Source organism: Bremerella volcania, assembly GCF_007748115.1.
Lineage (GTDB): Bacteria > Planctomycetota > Planctomycetia > Pirellulales > Pirellulaceae > Bremerella > Bremerella volcania.
This window is the reverse complement of sequence record NZ_CP036289.1, coordinates 4,084,737-4,108,066: the sequence shown is the minus strand read 5'-3', so window position 1 is coordinate 4,108,066 and position 23,330 is coordinate 4,084,737. Positions and strand designations below refer to the sequence as shown.

The 23,330-nt window shown below is 57.9% G+C and carries 16 protein-coding genes; 6 read left to right on the top strand and 10 right to left on the bottom strand.

Annotated elements, in window-relative coordinates:
• Window positions 1-164 precede the first annotated feature (164 nt).
• Complete coding sequence (locus Pan97_RS16275) at window positions 165-1,094, top strand: IS110 family RNA-guided transposase (RefSeq protein ID WP_144971316.1); 930 nt, start codon at window positions 165-167, stop codon at window positions 1,092-1,094.
• A gap of 71 nt (window positions 1,095-1,165) precedes the next feature.
• Window positions 1,166-1,954 (top strand): biotin--[acetyl-CoA-carboxylase] ligase, encoded by a 789-nt coding sequence (locus tag Pan97_RS16270; RefSeq protein ID WP_165698801.1) that lies wholly within the window; start codon window positions 1,166-1,168, stop codon window positions 1,952-1,954.
• On the opposite strand, the gene Pan97_RS16265 is transcribed toward Pan97_RS16270, so the two are convergent.
• The 8 genes from Pan97_RS16265 to metE form a co-directional block, all read right to left on the bottom strand.
• Complete coding sequence (locus Pan97_RS16265) at window positions 1,931-2,764, bottom strand: TrmH family RNA methyltransferase (protein WP_144974330.1); 834 nt, start codon at window positions 2,762-2,764, stop codon at window positions 1,931-1,933. The genes Pan97_RS16270 and Pan97_RS16265 overlap by 24 nt on opposite strands.
• Window positions 2,765-3,057: 293 nt before the next feature.
• Window positions 3,058-3,612 (bottom strand): hypothetical protein, encoded by a 555-nt coding sequence (locus Pan97_RS16260; RefSeq protein WP_144974328.1) that lies wholly within the window; start codon window positions 3,610-3,612, stop codon window positions 3,058-3,060.
• 97 nt (window positions 3,613-3,709) lie between these two features.
• Entirely contained in the window at window positions 3,710-5,167 is a 1,458-nt protein-coding gene (locus Pan97_RS16255; RefSeq protein ID WP_165698800.1) for an OprO/OprP family phosphate-selective porin, read from the bottom strand.
• A 419-nt stretch (window positions 5,168-5,586) separates the two neighbouring features.
• Window positions 5,587-7,299 carry a SulP family inorganic anion transporter gene (locus tag Pan97_RS16250; protein WP_144974324.1) on the bottom strand — a complete coding sequence of 571 codons (1,713 nt, stop codon included), beginning with the start codon at window positions 7,297-7,299 and terminating at the stop codon, window positions 5,587-5,589.
• A 28-nt stretch (window positions 7,300-7,327) separates the two neighbouring features.
• A complete protein-coding gene (locus Pan97_RS16245; RefSeq protein WP_144974322.1) occupies window positions 7,328-7,942 on the bottom strand; it encodes a carbonic anhydrase in 615 nt (204 codons plus the stop codon).
• Window positions 7,943-8,167: 225 nt separating this feature from the next.
• The gene (locus Pan97_RS16240; RefSeq protein ID WP_144974320.1) at window positions 8,168-8,488 is read right to left on the bottom strand and encodes a hypothetical protein; all 321 of its coding nucleotides are present in this window, start codon (window positions 8,486-8,488) and stop codon (window positions 8,168-8,170) included.
• Window positions 8,489-8,779: 291 nt separating this feature from the next.
• On the bottom strand, window positions 8,780-9,202 hold the full coding sequence (locus Pan97_RS16235; protein ID WP_196782123.1) for a Dabb family protein: 423 nt from the start codon (window positions 9,200-9,202) through the stop codon (window positions 8,780-8,782).
• A 231-nt stretch (window positions 9,203-9,433) separates the two neighbouring features.
• Window positions 9,434-11,722 (bottom strand): 5-methyltetrahydropteroyltriglutamate--homocysteine S-methyltransferase, encoded by a 2,289-nt coding sequence (metE, locus tag Pan97_RS16230; protein ID WP_144974318.1) that lies wholly within the window; start codon window positions 11,720-11,722, stop codon window positions 9,434-9,436.
• A gap of 167 nt (window positions 11,723-11,889) precedes the next feature.
• On the opposite strand from metE, the gene Pan97_RS16225 reads away from it, so the two are divergent.
• Entirely contained in the window at window positions 11,890-13,341 is a 1,452-nt protein-coding gene (locus Pan97_RS16225) for an aminotransferase-like domain-containing protein (RefSeq protein WP_144974316.1), read from the top strand.
• On the opposite strand, the gene Pan97_RS16220 is transcribed toward Pan97_RS16225, so the two are convergent.
• Window positions 13,342-14,283 (bottom strand): YihY/virulence factor BrkB family protein, encoded by a 942-nt coding sequence (locus tag Pan97_RS16220; RefSeq protein WP_144974314.1) that lies wholly within the window; start codon window positions 14,281-14,283, stop codon window positions 13,342-13,344.
• Window positions 14,284-14,491: 208 nt separating this feature from the next.
• Here Pan97_RS16220 and Pan97_RS16215 point away from each other — a divergent pair, with 208 nt between their 5' ends.
• Window positions 14,492-16,516: an ATP-dependent helicase gene (locus Pan97_RS16215; RefSeq protein WP_241676313.1), complete on the top strand. Its 2,025-nt coding sequence runs from the start codon at window positions 14,492-14,494 to the stop codon at window positions 16,514-16,516.
• A 217-nt stretch (window positions 16,517-16,733) separates the two neighbouring features.
• Here Pan97_RS16215 and Pan97_RS16210 read toward each other — a convergent pair whose 3' ends face one another.
• Window positions 16,734-17,606 (bottom strand): hypothetical protein, encoded by an 873-nt coding sequence (locus Pan97_RS16210; RefSeq protein WP_144974312.1) that lies wholly within the window; start codon window positions 17,604-17,606, stop codon window positions 16,734-16,736.
• A 562-nt stretch (window positions 17,607-18,168) separates the two neighbouring features.
• Here Pan97_RS16210 and Pan97_RS16205 point away from each other — a divergent pair.
• Window positions 18,169-19,389, top strand: a complete 1,221-nt coding sequence (locus tag Pan97_RS16205) for a metallophosphoesterase family protein (protein ID WP_144974310.1) — start codon at window positions 18,169-18,171, stop codon at window positions 19,387-19,389.
• Between the two features lie 50 nt (window positions 19,390-19,439).
• Complete coding sequence (locus Pan97_RS16200; RefSeq protein ID WP_144974308.1) at window positions 19,440-23,300, top strand: AAA family ATPase; 3,861 nt, start codon at window positions 19,440-19,442, stop codon at window positions 23,298-23,300.
• Window positions 23,301-23,330 lie beyond the last annotated feature (30 nt).

Here is a 23,330-nt window from a genome sequence, read left to right as displayed (position 1 = left end):
GGAGTGGGATAGCTTTGCGGATCGCGAGATCGATAACCCTCGGGTCGTCAGAGGCCGTGGGTGAGCTAGATACCGGTCCGCTTTTTTGAGATTTAGCCCGAACAGTCGCTGGGGCCGCTGCCTGGCAAGCCCGCATTAGCAAGGAAGGGAGAAGCTCGAATTTGATGTTTATTGGAATTGATGTCTCGAAAGACAAACTTGATGTTGCGATCGGTGACGCCGTACGGCAATGGCCCAACACGCCGGAAGGCCATCAACAAATTGTTCAAGAGCTGAAGTCGCTCTCGATTGACGGAGTCGTTCTGGAAGGCACTGGTGGATACGAGAAAGCCATCGTTGGTGAACTGGGCGCCGCATTACTTCCGGTGGCAGTCGTCAATCCACGGCAAGTACGAAACTACGCTCGCGCGACCGGCAAGTTGGCCAAGACCGACGAGATTGACGCGTGCATCCTGGCCGAGTTTGGCCAAGCCGTTCGCCTCACGTTTCGGCCGATTCCCAGTAAAGAACAGCTGCGTTTGCAGCAGCAAATCGCTCGTCGACGACAATTGATTGGCATGCTGACGGCGGAGAAGAACCGCCTCCAACAGTCGGATGACAAGCTTGTCCAGCGCAGCATTAAGGCCGTGATTCGAACGCTCCAAAGTCAGCTCGATCAACTAGATGGCGACCTCCAGCAAACCATTCAGCAGACGCCTGTTTGGCGAACCAAAGACGATCTGCTCAAAAGTGTTCCTGGCATCGGTCCCCATACTTCACTGTCTCTCTTGGCGGAACTTCCCGAACTTGGCAGCTGCTCGCGGCATCAAATCGCGGCGTTGGCAGGCGTGGCCCCGATCAATCGCGACAGCGGCAAGTTCCGCGGAGTGCGCACCACGTGGGGAGGGCGTACGACCGTTCGCTCCGCGCTCTACATGGCGACGCTCTCAGCGATCCGCCACAATCCCAAGATTAAACCGTATTACCGTCGACTGCGAGACGCCGGAAAGCGTGCGAAAGTTGCCATCGTGGCGTGCATGAGAAAGCTACTGTGCATCCTCAACGCCATGCTTCGAGAACAAAAAACATGGCAGACCACGCCCCAAACGGCTTGAAATTAAACACAGTCGCTCACTCTAGCCCTCTCCCTGCGAAGGAGAGGGGACAAGATATCAGAAGATCTTTTATGAGCGATTGGTTTCCTGAACCTGCAAAACGCGAGATCGAGCGTCAGGCTGCTTTCTCGCTGGTCGATGTTTTTGACGAGTTGCCATCGACCAGCGATCACGCGCTGGCCAACCTGGCGGCGTACAGCCAGCGTCTGCCGGCGCTGGTCGTGGCGCGCAGGCAAACCAAGGGGCGGGGCAGGGGATCGCGCAGCTGGTTTGCTGGCGACGGTGCGCTTACGTTCACGGCGATGTTGGGCACGCAGGATACTCCGATCGAGCCCTGCAACTGGCCGCGGTGTTCGCTCATCGCTGGGGTCGCGATGTGCCAAACGTTGGAAACATTGAGTCAGTCGGAAGCCTTTCAGCTGAAGTGGCCCAACGACGTCTTCCTGGCCGGAAGAAAAGTGTGCGGCATCCTGGTCGAGAAGCGAGACGCGGCAGAGCCTGTCTTGTGCGTCGGGATTGGCGTGAACGTGAACAACTCGCTGGAAGACGCCCCGGCCGACGTGCAGCAAAGAGCGATCGCCCTGACTGATGTTACTGGCGTGCAGCACTTTCTGCCGGAGATCTTGCTTGACTTTCTGACGCGATTTCAAACCCTCTGCATGCAGAACGTTGATTCGCTGGCCGGACTGCTGCCTTACTGGCAGACGCATTGTTTGCTGACGGGACGCGCGATTGAAACTCGTCAGGCCGATCAGACGATCTCCGGAGAGTGCCGCGGCATCGACGCGACTGGGGCACTGCTTGTCGAAACGCCTGCCGGGTCGTGGCAAATCGTCTCAGGCGAGATCGTCCGCTGGTGATGAGGCCTGCATGTGGCAGAAGTGGTACAGGAAGATGCCCGTGGCCATCGCCACGTTCAGCGAGTCACTGCCACGCTGCATCGGGATGGTGATCTGATGCGTGCAGTGGGCGAGCGTCTCTTCTTCGAGCCCGTACCCTTCGTTGCCAACCAGCAGCACGCTGCGCGGTGCTCGGCTGACTTGTGATAGGGGCGTTGCCGCGTCGGAGAGCACCGTCGCGAAGGTCTCGAAGCCGAGTGCGACAAGCTGCTTCAGATCGGCGGTGAAGTCTTCGCTTTCGACGATGGGGATTTTGAACGCGTGCCCTGTCGATACGCGCAGCGAACGCCTGGCGAACGGATCGGCACAGCCGTCGTCGAGCAGGATGGCATCAGCGCCAAACGCACAGGCCGCACGAATGATCGCCCCCAGGTTCTCGAAGTCTCCGATCTTCGAGGCCGCCAGGATCGTGGAAGTCGGCGGCACTTCGCCGGGGAAGACCGAATCGATACGGCTCCGCTTGGGACGCACGCCACAGGCCATTATCCCGCGATGAAAGTTGTACCCCACGAGTTCCTTGATATCGCTGCGCGACAAGACGTAGATCGGAAACTGGCCAATTCGCCGCAGGGGGAGTTCCGGGATCTTGGCTTCGTCGTCGACGAGAATCGACTCGACGTGAAACGGGCTATCGAGCAGCCGCTGAACGAGAAACTGGCTCTCGGCAACGAAGCAGCCGTCACGCATGTGGCTCTTCCGCTCGAACTCGCGTTGATAGCGAACGAGTTGGGGATCTTGGGGCGAGTTGATGTGGAGGATGTTGGGCGTCATAGAGGGCTATTCTACCGATCGATGGCCATTTCCCTAGAGGTACTCTTCTTGCGTGTGCCACTGCCGCCCTCGGCAGTGTGAATGCCTGGTACGTTCGATCCATTGGTACCGGGACGAATCACTGGAATACTTGTCACAAGATGTATCCCGCTTCTAGCTCACAATCAGCTTCTCACTGCCAAGGGCGGCAGTGCCACACATAACGAAGGCCTTCGAACGTAAAAAAGCCCTTGGAGCTGGGAACTTCCAAGGGCTGGGTCGGAATTCCTCTGAGTCGAGGTGAGAGTGACTCGTTAGCGGGCCGGAGCAAAGAAGGTGGTCTGCTCGATCACGACCGGCGGCATGGGGGGAACTTCGGAAGGAGACGTTTCCGGAGTTACCACGGCAGGCATCGGCTGAGGGGCTTGGCTGGGCATATAGTCCATGCTGTAGCCACAAGCGGGATCGCCGCAACCAACACCACAGGCTCCGCCGCAGTTGTTTCCACAACCACAGCCGTTGCCATTACCGCAACCGTTGCCGTAGCCACAGCAGCCGTTGTTGATGACGTTCCACTTCACTTCGCAGTCAGGGCACTTGTATTCCCACTTGGTCAATTGCTTGACCGAGCGAACTTTACCGCAACGCAGCGGCGAGCAGCAATCTTCCCAGGGGAAGCGTACCGCGGGAATGCAAACGTCTTTGCACTTGTCCGCGTAGCAGTTGTGTTCGACTTCTATTTGTTTCACTTCCGGCGAGCAGGTCTTGCCGTAGGACGAGCAGCACGTCGGCGTGCAGCACTTCGTCGCACAGCACCCGCTGCCGAAAAACAGCAGTCCGAGGCCAACAATGGCGAGGTAACGGTTCATGGAGATCGCTCCGTACTAATTGTTTTGCTTAGTTGATTTCCGCTGGTTGCCTGGCTCTTTAAGAGAGCCTGGCAATGGGTTTCATTCACGGCACACGCTAGAAGTCGACACTAAATCGACAGCCGATCATTTGATACCAGCCTGCGTCCGTGCTTACTCCGGAAACTACACGTTCAGACAAACGCCCTTGAATGTAGTTCAATTGCCAGTGAGCGTTCGGATTCCACCACCAGTTCAAACCGAAGGTCACACTTTCACCGACACCACCGAAGACGTCTTCATCCGTGAAATCGCAGTACGAGTAGCGAGCGGCAACCTGCCAAGCACCCCACCCGTAGCTTTTGCATCCATCACAACGATTGACCAACCAAAAGTTCTCGATGGGCTTGGGGCGATCGAGTGTGCCCGAATCACGACTCCATGGCGAATATTCGCCGGTGAGCCAGTAAGCAAGATAGAAGTAACCGCCATGGAAATTGGTATCAGGTTCCGCGCCACGATCAGCGTGAACGGCCATGTACTCGCCGACGAACGAGAACGCACCAACGTTAACGACGCTTTCAAGCCCGATCATCTGGTAGTTCGCCGCTCCGAGAACGCCGGTGTCGATCCAGCGTTCATCCGATCTAGCTTCGGGGCGTGTGCGGAAACGGTCAGCACCGCCACTACTTGGGAACGCAGCCGTACCCGAAACGGCCCAGTGAGCGTAACCGCGTCCACCGGAGGTTTCGTCGTACCAGATGGTATTGGCCAATCGCCCGGCGAATTCTGATTGGTAGTTGTCGGTGTATTGTCCGCCGGATCCCTGGAGATCATTCATGATGTAGGCACCGTAACGCCAGTTCCAAGCCTGATCGTCAGACAAACCATACGACGCGGCACCGACACGCCGAGCATCTTGGTTGATTGCTTCAACGATGAAAGGACGTTCCATGAAGACGTTGTAACGACTGGAGTTTAAGTGATCCAAACCATAAGGACGCTTCTGGTTACCAATGAGTACCGTGTGCAGAAATGGTAGATCATCCCAGCCGAAGTAAACGTCTTTGATTACCATGTCGTTAGGTTGGGCGAAGTCGAATTCGCTTTTGTAGATCATCGTCTCACTAAGGTTGCCCTGGATGCCGAGACGAATTCGACGGAAGCCAAGAAAGTCTTCCGGGCTTTGATCCACGTTGTCGGTTTCAATGAAGTTGGGGAGTTCCGAATCCTCAGGGAAATGCCAGTAGTCAGCATGAATACGCCCTGTCCACTTCTGAGTGGGTTTCATCAGGATGTCGACTTCTTTGCAAGCTTCCTCAGCCGCTTCTGCTTCCAGCTTTTCAACACGCTCGAGCAAGTTGTAGTACGAAGCGGCTGAAACCGTGTCGACAGCAGGCAGCGCTTGTGGAACTTCCGGAGCGGCGTAGAACTGCTGCGGTTGCTCGTAGGTGTTTTGATGCGTTGGCGCGCCTGCGTACGGTGCGCTGTAGATCGACTCTTGACCGTAGCCAAGAGCAGGTGCCAATGCGCCCAAACAAATCCCCAGGGCGCGGCAAGTCCAGCTAGTTTTCATCGTGTGGGTTTCCATACTTCACAAATTACGTTCATCCTGAACGGAAAGTGACCAATGCCTAGCTGCGATAATCGGAATGTGCTGCAAACCAGGCAGATCGATTTCAAGCGGCGCGGAAGAACCCAACCGGCTGTAAGATTTGCTAGAGAAGTTGCTTCAAGAGTTTCCCGAACAAGCGATAAAGCACACAAATCCGGAACGAGCAACTGATACGATCGTCATCGGCGGTGCTAGCGTCTCAAGGGAAATGATTCGCAAGAGCGGAATAGACCTCACGAACGTTCAAAAAAAGAACTCGGCACACCGGATGGAGTGCGCCGAGTCCACATTGGTAAGGGGCAGCTTACCAACATATTTACGCGGTATTCATGAGCCGCGAGGACTGGATGGTTGGATTGTATTGCTTTTGACGAACCGTATCAGGTTATGCCTCCCCCAACGGGAGTAGACTGTCTCTTGGCCTTGCCATTTCTTTGAACGTCCGTAGTCCCATTGGGCCGGATGTCGACTTCCTTTTGAAATTTGCCATGCAGCTGACTCCAATCGATCACTAGCGTGCCGCCCGTCTTCTCGTGCTGTTTCGCCCAGTCCATCAGCGACTCGAAGCAGGCATGGTCAACGTAAGTGAGGTTGCTCAGATCGACGTGCAACTCAACGTTATCGGGAATCTCTTCCAAACGCTGCGCCAGGATCGGAAGCCGCAGGAAGGTGGCCGCCCCATGGAGACTGAGCGAGGCCTTCTGCTCTTCTTCGTTGACGTACAGATCGGCCTCGAACCGCGTGAACGTCACCAGCAGTTTGATCGCCGAAAGCACGATCCCCGCGATCACGCCGATCAAAAGATCGAAGCTGACAATCAACACGACCGTCGTCGCATAGATCGCGAACTCGGACCAGCTTGTTTTATAGAGTTCCTTGATCTGCTTAATGTTCACCAGCTTGAAGCCGGTGTAAACCAGCAGGGCGCCCAGTGCGGCACGCGGCACCAGCGTCAAGATCTGGGGCAAAAAGACGATGAACAGCAACAGCCAGGCACCATGCAGGATGGTCGCCCCGCGGGTTTGACCCCCGGCGTTGACGTTGGCCGAACTTCGCACGATCACGCCGGTCATCGGCAAGGCACCCACCAGACCGCAGGCCATGTTGCCGATTCCCTGGGCGGTGAGTTCCTGATCGTGGTTAGTTTTGTGCCCGGGCTTCATCTTGTCGACAGCCGTCGCACAAAGCAGCGTTTCGGCACTGGCCACCAAAGCGATCACCAACGCCGAGATGTAGACCGATGGATCGACGACGAAGTTCATCCACTCAGGCGTCGAGTTGAGAAACGAGACTTCGTCCAACAGGTTTTCAGGGATCACCAGGTTTTGAATCTCGAAGCTAAGCACCATGGCAACGACGGTTGCCAAGCTAATCCCCAGCAGGGCCGCCGGAATCAATTTGAGCCTTTTGGGTGCGAATGATTGCCAGAGCATCATTGTCGTGATCGTGACGATTCCAATCGCGCCCGCGAGGTGATGGTGCGGAGTGCCCTCGGTCAGGTCGAAGCACTTCCAGATCGCTTCGGGAATGGTGGCCATGTATTGCAGACCACCGTGCGCTTTGTGGCCGTGCCACAAAGCCTGGTGATCGAGCATCACGTGAAACTGGCTGACGATGATCAGGATCCCGATCCCGGCCAGCATGCCGTTGATCACTGCCGGCGAAACCGCCTGGAACCAGCGTCCGATCCCAAGTTTTCCCGCGACGGCTTGAATCGCCCCGGCGACCAGCACCGAAAGCCCCAGCGCGGACAATGCATAGGTCATCGCAGCCCCGTCCGCGGCTTCTTCCGGCCCGGAGAAGAAACCGAGGAACTTCGCTTTCTGCTGGGCGATGATGTCCGCCACGATGACGAACAGCCCCGCGGCCGGCCCACTGACTTGCAGAGGCGAGCCGCTAAAGATGCCCACGATCAGGCCACCGATGATGCCGGTGATCAGGGCCCTCGCGGGATTGACCCCCACGGCGACCGCGATTCCGATGCAAAGCGGCAGGGCAACCAGGAAAACGACGATCGAAGAAACGAAGTCTTTCCTGAACGTACCTGCGAAGTAGCCACCGGCATCCGTTTGGGGTGTGTCTTGTTTAGCCATGGGGTTGCTTCCGTGAAAAAAAGTTGGTTCAGGCAATTCGAACGTTGCAGTCAACGAACCGATTGATTTCTGGAGCAAGGACAGTCACCTTGCCGGTCTCGAAGTCGTAAAGCCAGCCGTGCAGTCGAAGGCTGCCCGCTTCGACTGCGTCGGCGACTTCAGGGAAGGTCATCAGGTTTCGCAGTTGGAGGCGAATATTGGCTTCGACGATCTGCGTCAAACGATCCACGTGAGGATTGACGGACAGATCTTCGAGTGCTTTTTTCGACAACGAGACCCACTTGCCAACTTCCGGCATGCTGGTGACCGCCTCCGGGGTCATCAGTCCCTGCATGGCCCCGCACTTGGCATGACCACAGACAATGATTTGCGGGACTCTCAACGCTTTGACGGCATACTCGATGGTGGCCGCCATACCCAAGTCGGCTTCACCCTTACGACCGACGATGTTGCCTGCGTTGCGAATGACGAAAATTTCGCCCGGCTCGCAGTTGGTAAACAGCTCGGGATTCACTCGGGAATCACTGCACGTGATGAACAGGGCTTCAGGGCTTTGGCCCCGTCCCAGTTCTTCAAAACGGCTCTTCTTTTTGGGGAAGGTGTTTTTCTGAAATTGCGTCACACCGGTTAATAGATCGCGCATGGAATCGTCTTCTTTGCGAATAGCAGGCTCTTAGGGGGAAGAAACCCAAGCTGCCGTGGTGCTGATATACCAGGGACCAAGCGGCGCCAGGGAAACACGATTTCAGATGCCGCTTTGAACGAAAGTCAGCGGAACTGAGACCGAGAATGGGCGGCTGCTAACAGAAATTGCGCAACGTGGTTTCGTTAAAACGAACCGTACAAGCGCATAGCAGCCTGCTAAGAGCTAACAGTTGATGTTTCCGCCGAAACCGTTGTGGGTGGCCACCATCACGGACGGAATGCCAGAACGAGCGGACGTGAATCGACTCCATTGGGGAAGCGAGTATGCTTCCAGCGTCGATCGCGATCCGCGGGCAATGCGTTGTGTTTGACGCGAGGAGGCCGTTCGTTCGTGAACTTCCTCTTCCTCGGTCTGGGTATTGCTGCCTTGCGATGCTTCCTGCAATGGCGTGCTTCCAGCGGTCATCGCACCGGCCAGCCGCGGGCGGGTAGCCGGCAACAGCAGGGCGAGAATCAGCAGAAGGTAAAGCCAACGGGGTTTCATTCACGCAGCCTATCAGAAAACGCCAAGCATATCTCTCCCTTTACGTAAGGAGAATGCTCATCGTTCATATCGGCAATGAAATCGGAAAACCCGAAGTCATTGTCCATAAAGAAGGATAGGTAAGCCAGATGCTGTCGTCCAACCCAGAATGATACTCTTCGCGCGGAATTCAGCGAAGAAGGTATTTAATGCGGGTTTTGGCAACCTTAGCAGCTAAAAAAGGAAAGGGGACCCGATTATCCGGTCCCCTCACGGCATCGAAATTTAGCGGCGTGCGGCTGCCAGCTGCGATTACTGGGCCCAGTAATCGATGACGAACGCTTCGTCCAAGTGTGGACGCAGGATCGAAACGAACTTCTGGTGGGCCGGGTGCGGAAGATAAGCCGCACGGTCTTCTTCGCTGGCGAACGTTACCAAAAAGCAGTGAGTGAAGCCTTTGTCGAGCATTTCAGGGCTGTTGTTGGTGCCCCACTCGTAATCCTTGATGACCGGAATCTTCTTCGGCAGGGCCGCGAAAGCCTTTTCGACCTTCTCGATATCTTCCGCCTTGGCCGATTCCTTGAACTTGAAAATCACCACATGACGAAGCTTGCGGGCCGAATCACCGGCATCTTTATCTTCAGCTTGAACCATGGCAGTCATCGAAAACGCGCCCACCATCAGCAGGGCGCAACACAGAGACAAAGAGCGGAGTTCCATACCGGGAAACTTCATGGGAGGCGGGACCTTCTCGGAAACAGTAGGGAGGTGGGAATTATCGCTGGCGGGCAGTCTTCTAATTTGACACGAATGCGTTCTCTTTTCAACGGCTTTCACCAAGAATTAATGCCCACCTTGCCGAGAAAATTTCCCGGCAAGGCAGGCAAAAAGTCGATCTCCGTCCCAAAACGCCAGGGTGGTTCAGAGAGAAATCTCTCTGAGCCACCCGACGGATAGAGGCAGTTGCTACGCCAGTAGCGAACGCACCTCGCGGGCCGCTTCCACCATCGACTGCAGCGCCGCTTCCACTTCGACCCACCCGCGAGTCTTTAGGCCGCAGTCAGGGTTCACCCACAAACGCTGAGCCGGAATGACGTCGACTGCCTTCTTCAGCAGGCCGACCATCTCGCTGGTGGCTGGCACTCTTGGGGAGTGGATGTCGTAGACGCCAGGGCCGATTTCGTTGGGGTACTGGAAACTGCCGAACCCATCCAAGAGTTCCATTTTCGAGCGACTCGTCTCGATCGAGATCACGTCGGCATCCAGGGCCGCGATCGACGGGAGGATCTCGTTGAACTCGCAGTAGCACATGTGCGTGTGGATCTGCGTCTGGTTGGCCACCCCACTCGAGGCCAGGCGAAACGCCTCGACCGCCCATTGAAGGTACGACGCTTGATCGGCCTTTCGCAGCGGCAGCCCCTCGCGAAGGGCTGGCTCGTCGATCTGAATCACGCTGATGCCAGCTGCCTCGAGATCGGCCGCTTCGTCGCGAATCGCCAAAGCGATCTGCTGGCACGTATCGCGCCGCGGTTGATCGTCGCGAATGAACGACCAGAACAGGATGGTCACCGGTCCCGTGAGCATCCCTTTCACCGGCCGCGAGGTCAGCGACTGAGCGTACCTGGTCATCTCGACGGTCATCGCGCGGGGACGATGGACGTCGCCGAAAATGATCGGCGGTTTCACGCAGCGCGAACCGTAGCTCTGCACCCAGCCGTTCTTCGAGACGACGAATCCTTCGAGCTGCTCGCCGAAGTATTCGACCATGTCGTTCCGCTCGAACTCGCCGTGAACCAGCACGTCGATCCCCAACGACTCTTGCCGGGCAATGCACTTCTGCGTCTCGGTTTGCAGGAACTTTTGATACTCGTCCGCGGCTAAGTCCCCTTTGCGATAGGCAGCCCGGGCCTGGCGAACTTCGCTGGTTTGCGGGAACGAGCCGATCGTCGTAGTGGGGAGCAACGGAAGGTTCAAGCGTTCCTGCTGCTGTGTTTTGCGGGCCGCATAGTCGGCCTGGCGACGCAGGCTCTCAGGCGAAATGGCCTTCTGGCGATCCCGTACCAACGGATCGTGCGTGCGACGCGAGGTCCGTCTGGCTTCCATCGCGGCCGCGTTCTCGTGCAGTTGCCGGGCGACCGATGCCTGGCCTTCGTTAATCGCTCTTGTGAGGATCACAATCTCGTCCAGCTTCTGCCGGGCGAAGGCCAGCCACGATTTGACTTCGCTGTCGAGTTCGGCCTCGTGCGCCAGGTCGACCGGGCTATGCAGCAGCGAGCAGCTTCCAGCAATCAGCAGTCGATCCTTACCGATCGCAGCGGCGGCTGTTTCGGCTAGTTCAAGTGCCTTGGCCAGGTCGGTCTTCCAAACGTTGCGTCCATCGACCAGGCCGAGCGAAAGGAACTGCTCCGGTCGGATGTGCCTGAGCGCGGCGGGCAGTTGCTCGGGTCCATAGACCAGGTCGAGATGCACCGCATCGACTAGCAGCGAGAACGCCAACGGAAGGTTCTCGCGCAGCGACTCGAAGTAGCTGGTCAGAACGAGCTTCACCGAACCGCGCGACTGGGAGAGGGACTCCAGGCTGTGCTTCAGGGCCGCTTGAACGTCGCCGTCCAGATCAAGTGCCAGGATCGGTTCGTCCCATTGAACCCACTTCACGCCTGCTTCGTTGAGCTTCGCCAGAAGCTGTTGATAGACCGGCAGAAGCTTATCGAGCAGCACCAGCGGCGACGCACTGCTTCCCTTGAGCTTACCCAGCAGCAGCAAACTGACCGGGCCCAGCACCACGGGGCGGACCTCTTTGGAAACGGTTTGAGCAGCGGTGATCTCGGCCAGAAATGCATCGGCGTTCAGCTCGAATGCCTGATCGGCGGACCATTCCGGGACGATGTAGTGGTAGTTGGTGTTGAACCACTTGGTCATTTCCAGGGCCGGCAGGTCGGCCCCTTTCTGCGTACCGCGGGCCATCGCGAAGTAGCGATCCAGTTCGCTGACCAGCTGCGGCGTTTGATAGGCGGCCGGTACCGCGCCAACGCGGAGGGCCCAGTCGAGGACGTGGTCGTAAAGCGAGAAGTCGCCAACGGGAAGCTGATCGATGCCTGCCTCGGCCTGGCTTTTCCAGTTGGTTTCTCGGATCTTATGGGCTCCGGTCAACAGGTCATCCGCTCCGATGGTCCCTTTCCAGTACTTCTCCAGCAGCCATTTCAGCTCCCGCCGGCCTCCGATGCGGGGAAATCCGAGGTTGGTTGCAATCGCCATGGGGTTACAGTCCTTTATTGTGGGTAAAATGTGATAACACTTGCGAGTCGAAGCAGTTTATCGCTACGATAGTGGTGGATACAGTTTTGGATTCGTGTTTTGTCTTGGGTTACAGATCCAGCTTGGCGTCAGGCCGGATCAGATTTCCCAGGGAGCATGGGTGACAGATGAAATCGGCCCCCAAATCAGACGTTTCAACCGGCGAGGACGAGAACACGCTCTACTACCAATTGGCGGACAAGCTGCGCCGGTTGATTCAGTCCGGCGCGTTCGAACCAGGCGAAAAGCTGCCGTCGATCCGCCGACTGAGCGAAGAGCATCGCGTCAGCTTGAATACCGCTAAAAGCGCGCTGGCACTGCTCGAGGACTGGCGAACGATCGAGGTCCGTCCTCAATCAGGCCATTACGTACGTCGTCCGCCGGAGGAGTTGCCGAAGCTTTCGACGACTAAGCCCAACGGCGAAGCGTGCGTTATTCAAACGAACATTCCGACCCGCATGAACGCCGCGATTGGCTCGGGGGCGGAACCGACGCTGGGTGCCGCCGTTCAGTCGACCCAACTGATGCCGCTGGCTGTGCTGAACAAGTCGTATCAAAAGGTGATGCGAGACTTGCCCGATGCCTGTTTTGGCTACGACGGCGTGCCAGGGCACGAGACGCTTCGCAAGTCGATCGCCAAGCGCGGTACCGAGGCAGGCTACGTCGTCAGCCCCGACGATATCGTCATCACCAGCGGGGCCAAGGAAGCCGTTTATCTCTCGATCAAATGCGTGGCCCCGCCTGGCAGCATCGTGGCGATCGAATCGCCAGCGTATTACGCCCTGCTGGAAGTGCTGCAATCGCTGGGGCTCAAAGCGGTCGAAGTGGCCTGCGATCCGGAGACGGGCATTCAGCTCGACCATCTCGACCATGTGCTGGGTAAGTACGACATCTCGGCCTGCACGATCGTTTCCAACTTCTCGAACCCGACCGGCAGTTTGATGCCGGAAGAGAATAAGAAACGGCTGGTCGAAATCTTGAACCGGTATCAGGTTCCCCTGGTGGAAGACGACGTCTACGGCGATCTGTCGTTCCGGTCTCCTCGGCCGCGAGCCGTCAAGGCGTACGACACCCAGGGACGTATCCTTTACTGCGGCAGTTTCAGCAAAACGCTTTCGCCAGGGCTGCGACTGGGGTGGTGCATTCCGGGGCGGTATCTGCAGCAGTTCCAGTTGATGAAGCTGGTCGTCAATCAGTGCACGTCAGTCGCTCCGCAGCTGGTGGCGGCCGAGATCCTCGAAACCGGGGCCTACGATCGCCACTTGCGGAAAGTCCGTGCCCAGTTTGCCGAGCAGATGGACGACGCACTGCGGGCCGTGCGAAATTGTTTTCCCGAAGGGGTCCGGGCCTCGCGCCCATCCGGCGGTCACGTTCTGTGGATCGAAATGCCGCGGCATGTCGACGCCATGAAGATGTACCACACGCTAAGCGAGGAAGGGATTCAGTTCGCCCCAGGACCGATCTTTTCTCCCAGTGGCGCGTTTAAAAACTTCATTCGCATCAACACCGGGTTCCCGTGGTCGCCGTTTTTGCATCGCCAGGTCGAACGGATGGGGCAATACATTCGCACGGGCAAGTAGCTAGTCTTCGGGCTTCGGCTTGTATTTCTCGAACGGCGTCGTCGCCGGGGCGAACAGCATGTGCCCGATCTCGGCGGCGAACAGCAGCACGTGCGTCGACAGGAAGATCCACATCACGGTCACCACCAGCACGCTACTGGCGACGTAGGCCTCGGCCACGACGTTTTCGTTGGCCAGGGGGATCAACAGGTACTTGCCCAGTTGAAACAGGATGGTGCCAATGATCGAGCCGCACAGCACTTCCCGCCAGGGTGGCCGTCGCATCGGCAAAAAGCGGAGCATGGCGAAGAAAATCGCCAGTACCGTCAGCCACGAGATGGCCATCGTCGGCAGCCAATCGGGCTTGCCGGGGTTAATGAAGCCTAGCAGGGGCGTCTTCACGAAGACGGTATGCGACCACGCACTCAGCAGCGTCGCCACCGCGAGAAGCAGCCCCACACCGATCGAAAACACGGTCGCGCGCACCCGCCCCAAAAGCACGGCGATCACTCCTTCGCGGACCGTTTCCGCCGCGAAGCCGTTGATGCGGTTTAGTGCGTTGCGAAGCTGGACGAAGGTCGCCGAAGCACTCCAGACGGCAATCACGCACAGCGTAACCGTGCGAAACATCGAGCCGTCTCGAAACGCCGTGATCCGCACCTGTTGTACGATCTGCTCTCCGTAGGTCACCCCCTCGTTGTTTTTCATGCCCCCCAGGCTGTTATTGAGAAACGAGATTGCTTCGGCCCGGGCATTTTCGTTGCTGTCGAGAACCTCGCCAGCGATCGCAATCGAGAAGACCAAAATCGGAGCCAGCGAAAAAATCACGTAAAACGCGATCGCGGCCGCCGACGTGGAATGATCGTTCTCGATCCAGCGGACGAAGAATCGAGAACAAAATTTTTTCCACGGCTCGAGCATGACGGATTGGGAGGCGGATTTTTCTGGTGCTTCGCTAAACATTCAAACGCCATTCTAGCCAGGACTTGCGTCGCCGCGTAGCTCGTGGGTTGTCGTAAGTGTGGAAAGTTAGGCAAGACCCCATTGAAAATCGTTGGGGCAACTTCGTACCATCAATGGGCTCTGGAGGCCAATTGGCCCTAGCCCTAAACGCGACACTTGGCTCGCTATCGGGCAGCGAATTCTTCGAAAGCGAACGGACGAGAAACGGGTGAACGGACTCAATCCGCCACAATTGGAAGCGGTAAACACCTTGTCGGGCCCTATGCTGGTGCTGGCCGGGGCCGGCTCGGGCAAGACCCGGGTGGTGACGTTCCGCATCGCGAATCTCATCAGACATGGCATCAAGCCGCAGCGCATCCTGGCGGTGACGTTCACCAACAAAGCCGCCGCGGAAATGAAGGAACGTGCCCTTAAGCTGCTGGGAAAAAATACGCAGTCCGAGGACGAACCGGTCGTTTCGACGTTCCACTCTCATTGTGTTCGTGTTCTGCGGCGACATATTAACCATTTAGGATATCCCAACACGTATACGATTTACGATCGTAGCGATCAGGAAATGGTTGCCCGGAGTGTGCTGCGAGAGATCCGCGTTCCCAACGAGACCCTTCGCCCTGGCGATATGCTCAACTTCATCAGTCGCTGGAAGTCGGCCGGCATTCGTCCCAAAGAGGCCTTCGCCCATGCCGACACCGACAAGGCCCACCTCGCCGCGGTCGCGTTTCGCCGCTATCAGAATGCGCTGAAATCTTGCGGGGCGCTCGATTTTGACGACCTGCTGCTATGCACCGAAGAACTGTTCACGAACTTTCCCACCGTGCGCGAGCAGGAAGCGGCCCTGTTCGATCATGTGATGATCGACGAATACCAGGACACGAATGCCTCGCAGTACCGTATTGTCCGCGGTTTGACCGAAGGGCACCGCAACTTGTGCGTGGTGGGGGATGACGACCAGTCGATTTACTCGTGGCGCGGAGCCGAAGTGAAGCACATTCTCCGCTTCAAAGAGGACTGGCCCGAAGCCAAGGTCATACTTCTGGCCGACAACTACCGCTGCACCAACGCCATTTTGACGGTGGCCAACCGCCTGGTGGCGTTCAACAGCACGCGTTACGACAAGGTCCTGAACGCGGCCCGGCATGGGGGCGATCAGCCGAAGGTTCTCTACTTCAAGGACGAGGAAAAAGAGGCCGAGGAAGTGGTCGGCGACATCGCTCGCCGCATCCAGGATCCGGCCGTAGAGCCCCGCGACTTTGCGATTCTATTCCGCACCAACGAACAGCCTCGCGCGTTTGAGCAGCAGTTCCGGGCGATGAACATACCGTACACGCTGATCGGCGGCATGTCGTTCTTCGACCGGAAGGAAGTCCGCGACATTCTTTCCTACTTGAAGCTGATCAACTCGCACCAGGACGAAGTGGCCCTGCTGCGGATCATCAACACGCCTCCGCGCGGCATCGGCCAGAAAACGGTGAAGGATCTTCTGGATCATGCCACCAGCGAAGGGAAGCCGCTGTGGGAAGTGCTGCCCCAGGCCGCCGCGCTGCGGGGAGGGGCATCGACCACGACGACCGAGGCAATCAGCAAGTTCGTTCGCTTGATTCAGCATTATCACGCTCGCTTGGGTAAGGATTCGTTGACCGATATCGTCCGCGACTTGATCGGGGCGATCGGCTATCAGCAGGAACTTCAGCGGCTCTATCCCGACCCCAACGACCGCGAATCACGCGAGGCCGCGATCGAGCAGGTCGTCAATGCCGTGAGTGCCTACGAGGAAAAGAAGAAAAGCAAAGCCACCCTGGCCGGTTTCCTCGACGACACGGCCCTAGCCGGGGACGGTTTCGACAACGAGAAAGAGAAACAGCTCAAAAAAAACGGCGTCATCCTGATGACGCTGCACGCCGCCAAAGGGCTCGAGTTTCCTTTCGTTTACATGGTTGGCATGGAGGAAGGGATCCTCCCTCACAGCCGCAGCCTGAAAGATGGCGACGAAGCGATCGAAGAAGAACGCCGGCTCTGTTACGTCGGCATCACCCGAGCCCAGGAACGGTTGACCTTCTCGTTCGCATTGGCTCGCAAGAAATGGGGCAAACCACGCCCCACCGAAACGAGCCGCTTTCTGTATGAACTGACCGGCCAGGCCGATAACCCTAATGCCGTCGCCCCCGAAGCCCGGAAGCCAGCAACACCCAAGTCAGGCCAGAAGCGACCCTCGGCTGGGGCGCGTCGACGATAGACACATTCTTGTCCCCTCTCCCCCGAGGGGAGAGGGATAGGGTGAGGGGTTATCCCCGCCGGCCTGAAAGCGCATGCGTGGCCTATGTTCGCGATGGATTCGGAACTTTCGACCAGCGATGTAAGGCAATAACCGCACAACAAACCCTCACCCTGGCCCTCTCCCTGCGAGGGAGAGGGGACAGGATTTTCTTGTCAGCCCCTTGGGGCTATCACGATCAAGGCGGGCCACGCTCGTTAGCCGTTTCGACTTGCTGTGTTTCCATCGCGGACGCCATGTCCGCGTGGACACGCTTTTCGATCACGCGAAGCACACGTTCGCGTCGTGTGGGCGTGATGATCTTCTGGGTTTCGCTTCGGGAGACTACTTGAGGCTGCGTTTCGCTTTCGGATTGTTCTTCGCTCGAAGCCTGTTCGACGGGTGCGTTGAGTTCCTCTTCCAGCGCATCGATCTCGGCCTGCTTCGCGGTGATCTCCTCGATCAACTGCAGGTTGAGCTTTTTCATCCGGTAGAACATCCACGCGTACAATCGTGCGGCTTCATACGTGAGCGGTTCGCGCAGCGGCTGCCGTAGCCGGTAACGCTTTCGTTCCTCGTAACGCGTCACCGCGTCGCGTTCGCGGGGCTCGCGGTATTCGCCTGAGTCACTTCGCGAACGTTTGGGCGTTCGGCCGTTTGGGACCAGGGGAGGATCGATTTCGGGGAACTCGTACGCCGCGACCTCCGGATCGATTTCAACCACGATGCTGTCGGCCCGGTAATGGGGCCGGTCGGGGTCGAACGCTTCGTCAGGCGGCTCGTCGTGGGAAACGTCCTTCGTCATCGCAGCCTGAAACGCGGCTTCCTCCTGGGCCTCTTGCCGGCGAATGATTTCGTTGAGCGTGGCCGACTGCGGCCGAGGCGTTCGTTTCGGAGGGGCCATTTTCGGCGGCCAGAATTTTTTGGGCTGCGACTCGTTGGCCGGCTGTTCCTGCAAGACCATCAACACTTCTCCGCAGCAAGGGCAGAGCAGTCGATTCCCATCGCGCACGGCAACCTGCGGAGCGTGCGCTACGTGTTTTTCAGGTTGTGGTGCGTGTTGATGGGACATGACGTTTTCGAGTGTTGAAGGTTTGCGTGCCCACGCGGACGTGGGCTTGGCACCCGGAAGCGTGATGCTTCGTCGGGTGTACGTGCAATTTAGAGGACTAGCGCTTCAGTGAGATAGTGCGCGCGGGAAAATTTTTTGACCACGGATGATGCGGATATCACGGATGGGAATGAATCGAGAACGGGTACCAACTTCGCACTGCCGGGGGCGGCAGTGGCACCCGTTCTCAAGCTTTCCGATCCGTGTTCATCCGTGTCATCCGTGGTTGGTCTTCTCTTTTTTGCATTTGAGAAGCTGGTACCTGGTTTGCCCTTCACCCTGGCTCTCTTCCCATCGGGGCGAGGGGAGTGGAGGGTTGGTTGTGGTTTGCTTGCTTCCTTTTTCTCTATCTTGCCAAAATCCCCTCGCCCGAGCTGTCTGGTGCTGTCGGTCGCACAGCTTCTGACCTTTAATAAATCTGGATAGGCGAAACTTTGACGTTTCGCTAAACTACTCCCAGTGTGCAAGCATGCATGATGCTATCGCATGATATTTTGAAGGTCGTCAGCCATGGAGAGAGGCCGTGACGCCTGGTTCCCCGTTCAGGTTCATTCAAACCGGTGATATTCATCTCGATCAGCCGCTAGGCGGGCTCGCGGAAGTCCCCAAGCATTTGCGCGAGATCTTCCTTAGTGCGCCGCGTCAGGCGATGCAACAAGTGGTCGAGAACGCGCTGCTGCATGAAGTCGACTTCGTGCTGATCACCGGAAACGTGCTCGACGTGCGGCATAGCAGCCCGGTCATCGTCGGGTTTCTGCTAGATCAATTGGAAACGCTCAGCGACGCCGGCATCAAAGTGTATTGGCTCGGTGGCGAGAGCGATCCTCCGGCACGTTGGCCTGCTTCGATTCATCTGCCATCGAACGTCCACACCATCGGCCCCGGCAAGCCGGTCGAAATCCTGCATCAGCGCGGCGACGTCGCCATCTGCACGATCATGGCCCAAGGGTACACCGGCCGCGAGCCTGGTTGGAGCCAGTTTCGCCCCGACGCCGCAGGTCTGTTTACCATTGGGGCCTTGAACGGCGAGTTCGAGTCGGACGCGATTGCCCGTAGCGGCATTCCTTATTGGGCCCTGGGCGGCAAAGAGCTGCGCGACAAGCTGAACTGCTCGCCAGCGATTGCCGTCTACGCAGGTTCACCCCAGGGGCGCTCGATCACGCACAACGGTCAACGCAGCTGCACGCTGGTGGAAGTGGACGAGGAAGGGGACGTCGCCATGGAAGCGATCCCGACCGACGTCTGCCGCTGGCAAAGTGAAATCATCGAGCTGGAAAACTGCAAAAAAGTGAGCGACCTGGCGCAGATCATCAAGAACCGGCTCAACACGCTCAACACCACCAAGGGGAATCGCCAGTTGATGATCGACTGGCGGGTGATCGTGGCCAACGAAGCGACGCGAGACCTCCTCAGGGAAGAAACCTGGCAAGAGATTACCGACGAGCTGAACAAGCAGTTCGGCCAGGAGCCGATGGGTTCGTGGACGTACGAACTGACGGTTGAAACGGCCTCGGTGATTCCTGAAGCGTGGTATCAGGAACAATCGATCTGCGGCGATTACCTGCGCTTGACGCGGGAATTGGCCGCCGATCCCAGTCTGCCGATCGAGCTTACGCAGTTCCTGGCCGAGGGGCACGAGGAAAGCCAACTAGCCGACGCAGTCTCCATTGAATCAAGAGAAAATCGCCGCCGTGTGCTGCAAGACGCACGCCGCCTTGGCGTCCGATTGCTGCGAGCCGAGTGAACAAGAATTCCGCCGGCTGCCAGTGATGGGCCATCTTCAGGAGTGAAGGGATGCAACTCAATCAAATTCAAATCGACGGTTTCGGCGTCTGGCACGACCTGAGTGTCGAGCAGCTTTCGCCGACCATCACCGTTCTGTTCGGCCACAACGAAGCGGGCAAGAGCACGCTGTTGCACTTCCTGCGAACGATGCTGTACGGCCAGGAACCCGATGCCGAACGCCGCTATCTGCCGCCTGTGCATGGTGGCGAGCCAGGCGGCGCCTTGCGCGTCAACGGTTCGATGGGACGCTTCAAGGTGGTGCGCCGCTTTAATCATGACGGCAGCGAAGAACAGGTTTGGATCGAAGCGAAGGACGGGACTCGGCAAAGCCGCGCGCAGCTGGATGCGCTGCTGGAAGGGGTCGATCGTCTGACCTACAGCAATATCTTCGCCGTCGGTCTCCGCGAGATGCAGCTTTTGGCGACGCTCGACGATAGCGTGGCCGCCCAGAAGATTTACGAACTGACCAGCGGGCTCGATCGCATTTCGCTGGCCGAGGTAATGCGCGAACTGGAGTCCTCGCGTTGCCGGTTGATCTCTGGCGGCGAAGAAGAGGCGCTGGTCGACCAGCTGCTCGAACGGCACCAGGTGCTGAAGAAGGAAATCGAGCAACTCCGCGGCGGAACGCAGGAATGGTCGAACCTGCTCAACCAGCGTCGGGCCCTCGAAACGCAGATCAATCAGTTTCAGTTCAAAACAGCCGACCTGGAAAAGGTCGCCCAGTTCGTCGAGATGTGCCAGGAAGTCCGGCCTGAGATCAATCGCCGTAACAAGCTGATGGAGAAGATCGACTCGTACGGCGAGTTGCCGGAAGTTTCGCGCGAGACGCTCCGGCATCTGCATTCGTTGCAGGATCAGATCGCCAAGAAGCGGACCAAATGCCGCGATCTTCGGGCCAGCTATACCGAACTGCGCGAGAAGCACAGCTCGATTCCCGTGAACCAGGAACTCGCCCGCCAGGCCGCCCGGGTCGATGCCCTTGGTGAACAGCGGCAATGGATTTTGTCGCTGACGCAGCAGTTGGAGCGCAACGAAGAAGAAGTCGCCCAGATCAATTCCGAGATCGACGATTTGTGGGAACAGACAGGCATCAAGACGCGCGGCGGCAAACGCCCCGACTTGTCGCGGAAGCAGCTGCGTTCGCTGCGTGACCCATTGCGTACTCTGGAGAACGCGACGCAAGAGTTGGAAGAAGCCAAGCGTCACACATCGACCCATGAAGAAGAGCTACTGGGTGTCGAGAGCGAAGTCGAAGAGTCCCTTATCTCGCTGGGCGAAGAAGACCTGAACAAGGCCCTCACCAAGGCGGGCGACCTGGTCAATCTGCTGCGTCGCCGCATTCAGGTCGAAGACAAGATCGACCAGATCCGCATCCAGTACCGCGAGTCGGAAGCGGAAACGCACGACCTGCTGGAACATCAAATGATGCCGAAGCCAGAGATGGTGTTCCTGGGGGCACTGTTCATCGCCGGCGGCTCGATGACGCTGATGTCGATCTTCGGCAATGCCCTGATGATTGGCTCGGGTCTGGGGCACTTCGGCTGGATCTTCGGCTCGATGGCAATGGTCGCTTCGTACAGTCTGAAGCGGAAGATGGACAACGAGACCGCTCAGCAGTTCGATTCGGCCAAGCGTCAACTGATGCTGCTGGATCAACAGCTCGACAAAGCGGTGGCCGAACAGAAAGAGCTAGACGTCTCGCTGCCGCGCGGCAACGGGGCGCTGCTGGCTCGGCTGAAAAGTGCCGAAGATCACCTGGCCCGGTTGGAAGAGTTGATCCCGCTGGGGCACAAGCTGGGGGAAGTTCGCGAGAAGCAAGAGTCGAGCACGCGTCAGATCAGCGACATGGAAGCCGCCGTCGTGCGAGCCCGCAAGAACTGGAAAGACGCCCTGCGGGTTCTCGATCTGCCGGAAGACATCAACCCCGATCGCGTGAAGTCTTTGGGCCGCTTCCTGGCTCAGATTCACCAGTATCGCAAGCGTCTGAAAGCCATTCGCAGCGAGAACGAAATCGCCGAGCGCGAACGCGAATCACTCTTAGGTCGCATTTCGCACCTGGCCAAAGACGTCGGAGTGCAGCCGAAGACCAACGACGCGCTCTTGCTGCTGGGGCAGTTGGAAGACGACCTGTTGCGTCAGGAAGGGAAGCACAAGCAGCGAACAGCCTTGTTCGAGCAAGGTCAGAAGGTTCGCGGCGAGTTCCGCCGAGTCGCGGAAGAAGCGAAGGAACTGATCGCCGAGCGTGAACAGATTCTGGAAGAAGCCAACAGTGCCGACGAAGAAGAGTACCTGACCTGGATCGTCAAGACGGAAGAAGTCGAACAGCTGCAAGCCAAGCTGGAAGAACAGAACGAGAAAATCGAAGAAAAGATCGACGGCGAATGCACCGTCGAGGAAGTCGAAGCGTGGCTGGAAACGACGATCAGCAAAGATGCCGACGAGCAGTTGGCCAAGCTGCTGGCCGATCATCAGCACGCTGAAAAGCGCATGCAGGAATGCTTCGAGCGTCGCGGCGAGTTGAAGGTTCAACTGGAAGCCCTGGAAAAGAACGACCGCCTGATGCACGCCCAACTGGAAGTTTCCGAAGTGGAGGCCCAGCTGGAAAAGGCGATCGAAAAGTGGCAGACGCTGGCCACCACGTCGTGCCTATTGGAACAGATTCGCCGCGTTTACGAAAACGATCGCCAGCCTGAAACGCTGCGATTGGCTTCGTCGTATATGAAGAAGCTGACCGACGGCCGTTACACCCGCATTTGGACGCCGCTGCACGAGAACACCTTGTTCGTCGAAGAACGCGAAGCCGACTCGAAGAGCCTGGCTCACCTCAGCGAAGGGACCCGCGAACAGGTCTTCCTCAGCGTTCGCCTGGCATTGATTCACTTGTTCGCCCGCCAAGGCCGCGTGCTGCCGGTGATTCTGGACGACGTGCTGGTGAACTTCGACTCGAAACGCTCGAAGGCCACGGCCGAAGTCTTCAAGGAGTTTGCCGCCGAAGGGCATCAACTGCTGATCTTCACCTGCCACGAGCACATCGCCGCGATGTTCCAGGACATGGGAGCCGACGTCCGGGCACTGCCGAAGTTCACCGGTATCTGCCGTCCTGGTTTGATCGAAATCGAAGATCCGCTGCCCAAGATGGAACTGGCACCTCCCAAGCCGGAACCCGCACCTGAACCCAAGCCTGAGCCGAAACCGGCTCCGAAGCCAAAAGTCAAACAGCTTCCGCTGCCCGAGCCGAAGGTCACCGTTCATATCGAAGACCCGAAGCCTGAGCCGGTACCGCCGCCAACGTACGAGTACACGGAAGTCGTGCTGCCGGAGTACGTGCCGATCCAATACGAAGTGATCAAGCACGTCGAGCCTGAGCCCGAACCGTTGCCGATCGTGCAACTGCCCAAGGAAGAGCCGGTACGACTTCGCTGCGACGTCTTGCAGGAAGAAGTCAGCTACCGCCTGAAAGGAAGCGACGTCACCGCCAAGTACTACCTGTCGCTATCCGACTTCGGCGTCGAGATGAACGGCAACGTCAACTATCGGCTGAAGGATGCCGACGGAAGCCGGGCCAACCAGATCGATTGGGATGCTTTGCTGGAAGAAGAGCCGGTCGAAGAAGAACCGGTCGAGGAAGAATTCCCCGTGGCCGATGCCATCGTCGAGCCGGAATCGCAGTGGGAACCAGAGCCTGAGCCGGAACCCGAACCGCTGCCAGAACCACCCAAGAAAAAGATGCGGATTCGTTACGTCTACACGGCCCACGACGAATTCGGATGGGACTCGCCGCGCCGCTGGTACGAACAGAAAGATCCTCGCAAGGATCACGATGAAGTGATCATTCGCGAAGAAATCGTCAACGAGGACGATGCCTCGTAGGGCCTTGTTTCCTCGCAGGCAAGCAGCAGT

What these genes read in the sequence shown, in the direction of transcription:
- Pan97_RS16245 (WP_144974322.1), bottom strand. Translation starts at nt 7,942, where the DNA reads ATGCGCGATCTATTAACCGGTGTGACGCAATTTCAGAAAAACACCTTC.
- Pan97_RS16225 (WP_144974316.1), top strand. Translation starts at nt 11,890, where the DNA reads ATGAAATCGGCCCCCAAATCAGACGTTTCAACCGGCGAGGACGAGAAC.
- Pan97_RS16250 (WP_144974324.1), bottom strand. Translation starts at nt 7,299, where the DNA reads ATGGCTAAACAAGACACACCCCAAACGGATGCCGGTGGCTACTTCGCA.
- Pan97_RS16200 (WP_144974308.1), top strand. Translation starts at nt 19,440, where the DNA reads ATGCAACTCAATCAAATTCAAATCGACGGTTTCGGCGTCTGGCACGAC.
- Pan97_RS16275 (WP_144971316.1), top strand. Translation starts at nt 165, where the DNA reads ATGTTTATTGGAATTGATGTCTCGAAAGACAAACTTGATGTTGCGATC.
- Pan97_RS16220 (WP_144974314.1), bottom strand. Translation starts at nt 14,283, where the DNA reads ATGTTTAGCGAAGCACCAGAAAAATCCGCCTCCCAATCCGTCATGCTC.
- Pan97_RS16260 (WP_144974328.1), bottom strand. Translation starts at nt 3,612, where the DNA reads ATGAACCGTTACCTCGCCATTGTTGGCCTCGGACTGCTGTTTTTCGGC.
- Pan97_RS16255 (WP_165698800.1), bottom strand. Translation starts at nt 5,167, where the DNA reads ATGAAAACTAGCTGGACTTGCCGCGCCCTGGGGATTTGTTTGGGCGCA.
- Pan97_RS16270 (WP_165698801.1), top strand. Translation starts at nt 1,166, where the DNA reads ATGAGCGATTGGTTTCCTGAACCTGCAAAACGCGAGATCGAGCGTCAG.
- Pan97_RS16265 (WP_144974330.1), bottom strand. Translation starts at nt 2,764, where the DNA reads ATGACGCCCAACATCCTCCACATCAACTCGCCCCAAGATCCCCAACTC.
- Pan97_RS16235 (WP_196782123.1), bottom strand. Translation starts at nt 9,202, where the DNA reads ATGAAGTTTCCCGGTATGGAACTCCGCTCTTTGTCTCTGTGTTGCGCC.
- Pan97_RS16210 (WP_144974312.1), bottom strand. Translation starts at nt 17,606, where the DNA reads ATGTCCCATCAACACGCACCACAACCTGAAAAACACGTAGCGCACGCT.
- Pan97_RS16240 (WP_144974320.1), bottom strand. Translation starts at nt 8,488, where the DNA reads ATGAAACCCCGTTGGCTTTACCTTCTGCTGATTCTCGCCCTGCTGTTG.
- metE (WP_144974318.1), bottom strand. Translation starts at nt 11,722, where the DNA reads ATGGCGATTGCAACCAACCTCGGATTTCCCCGCATCGGAGGCCGGCGG.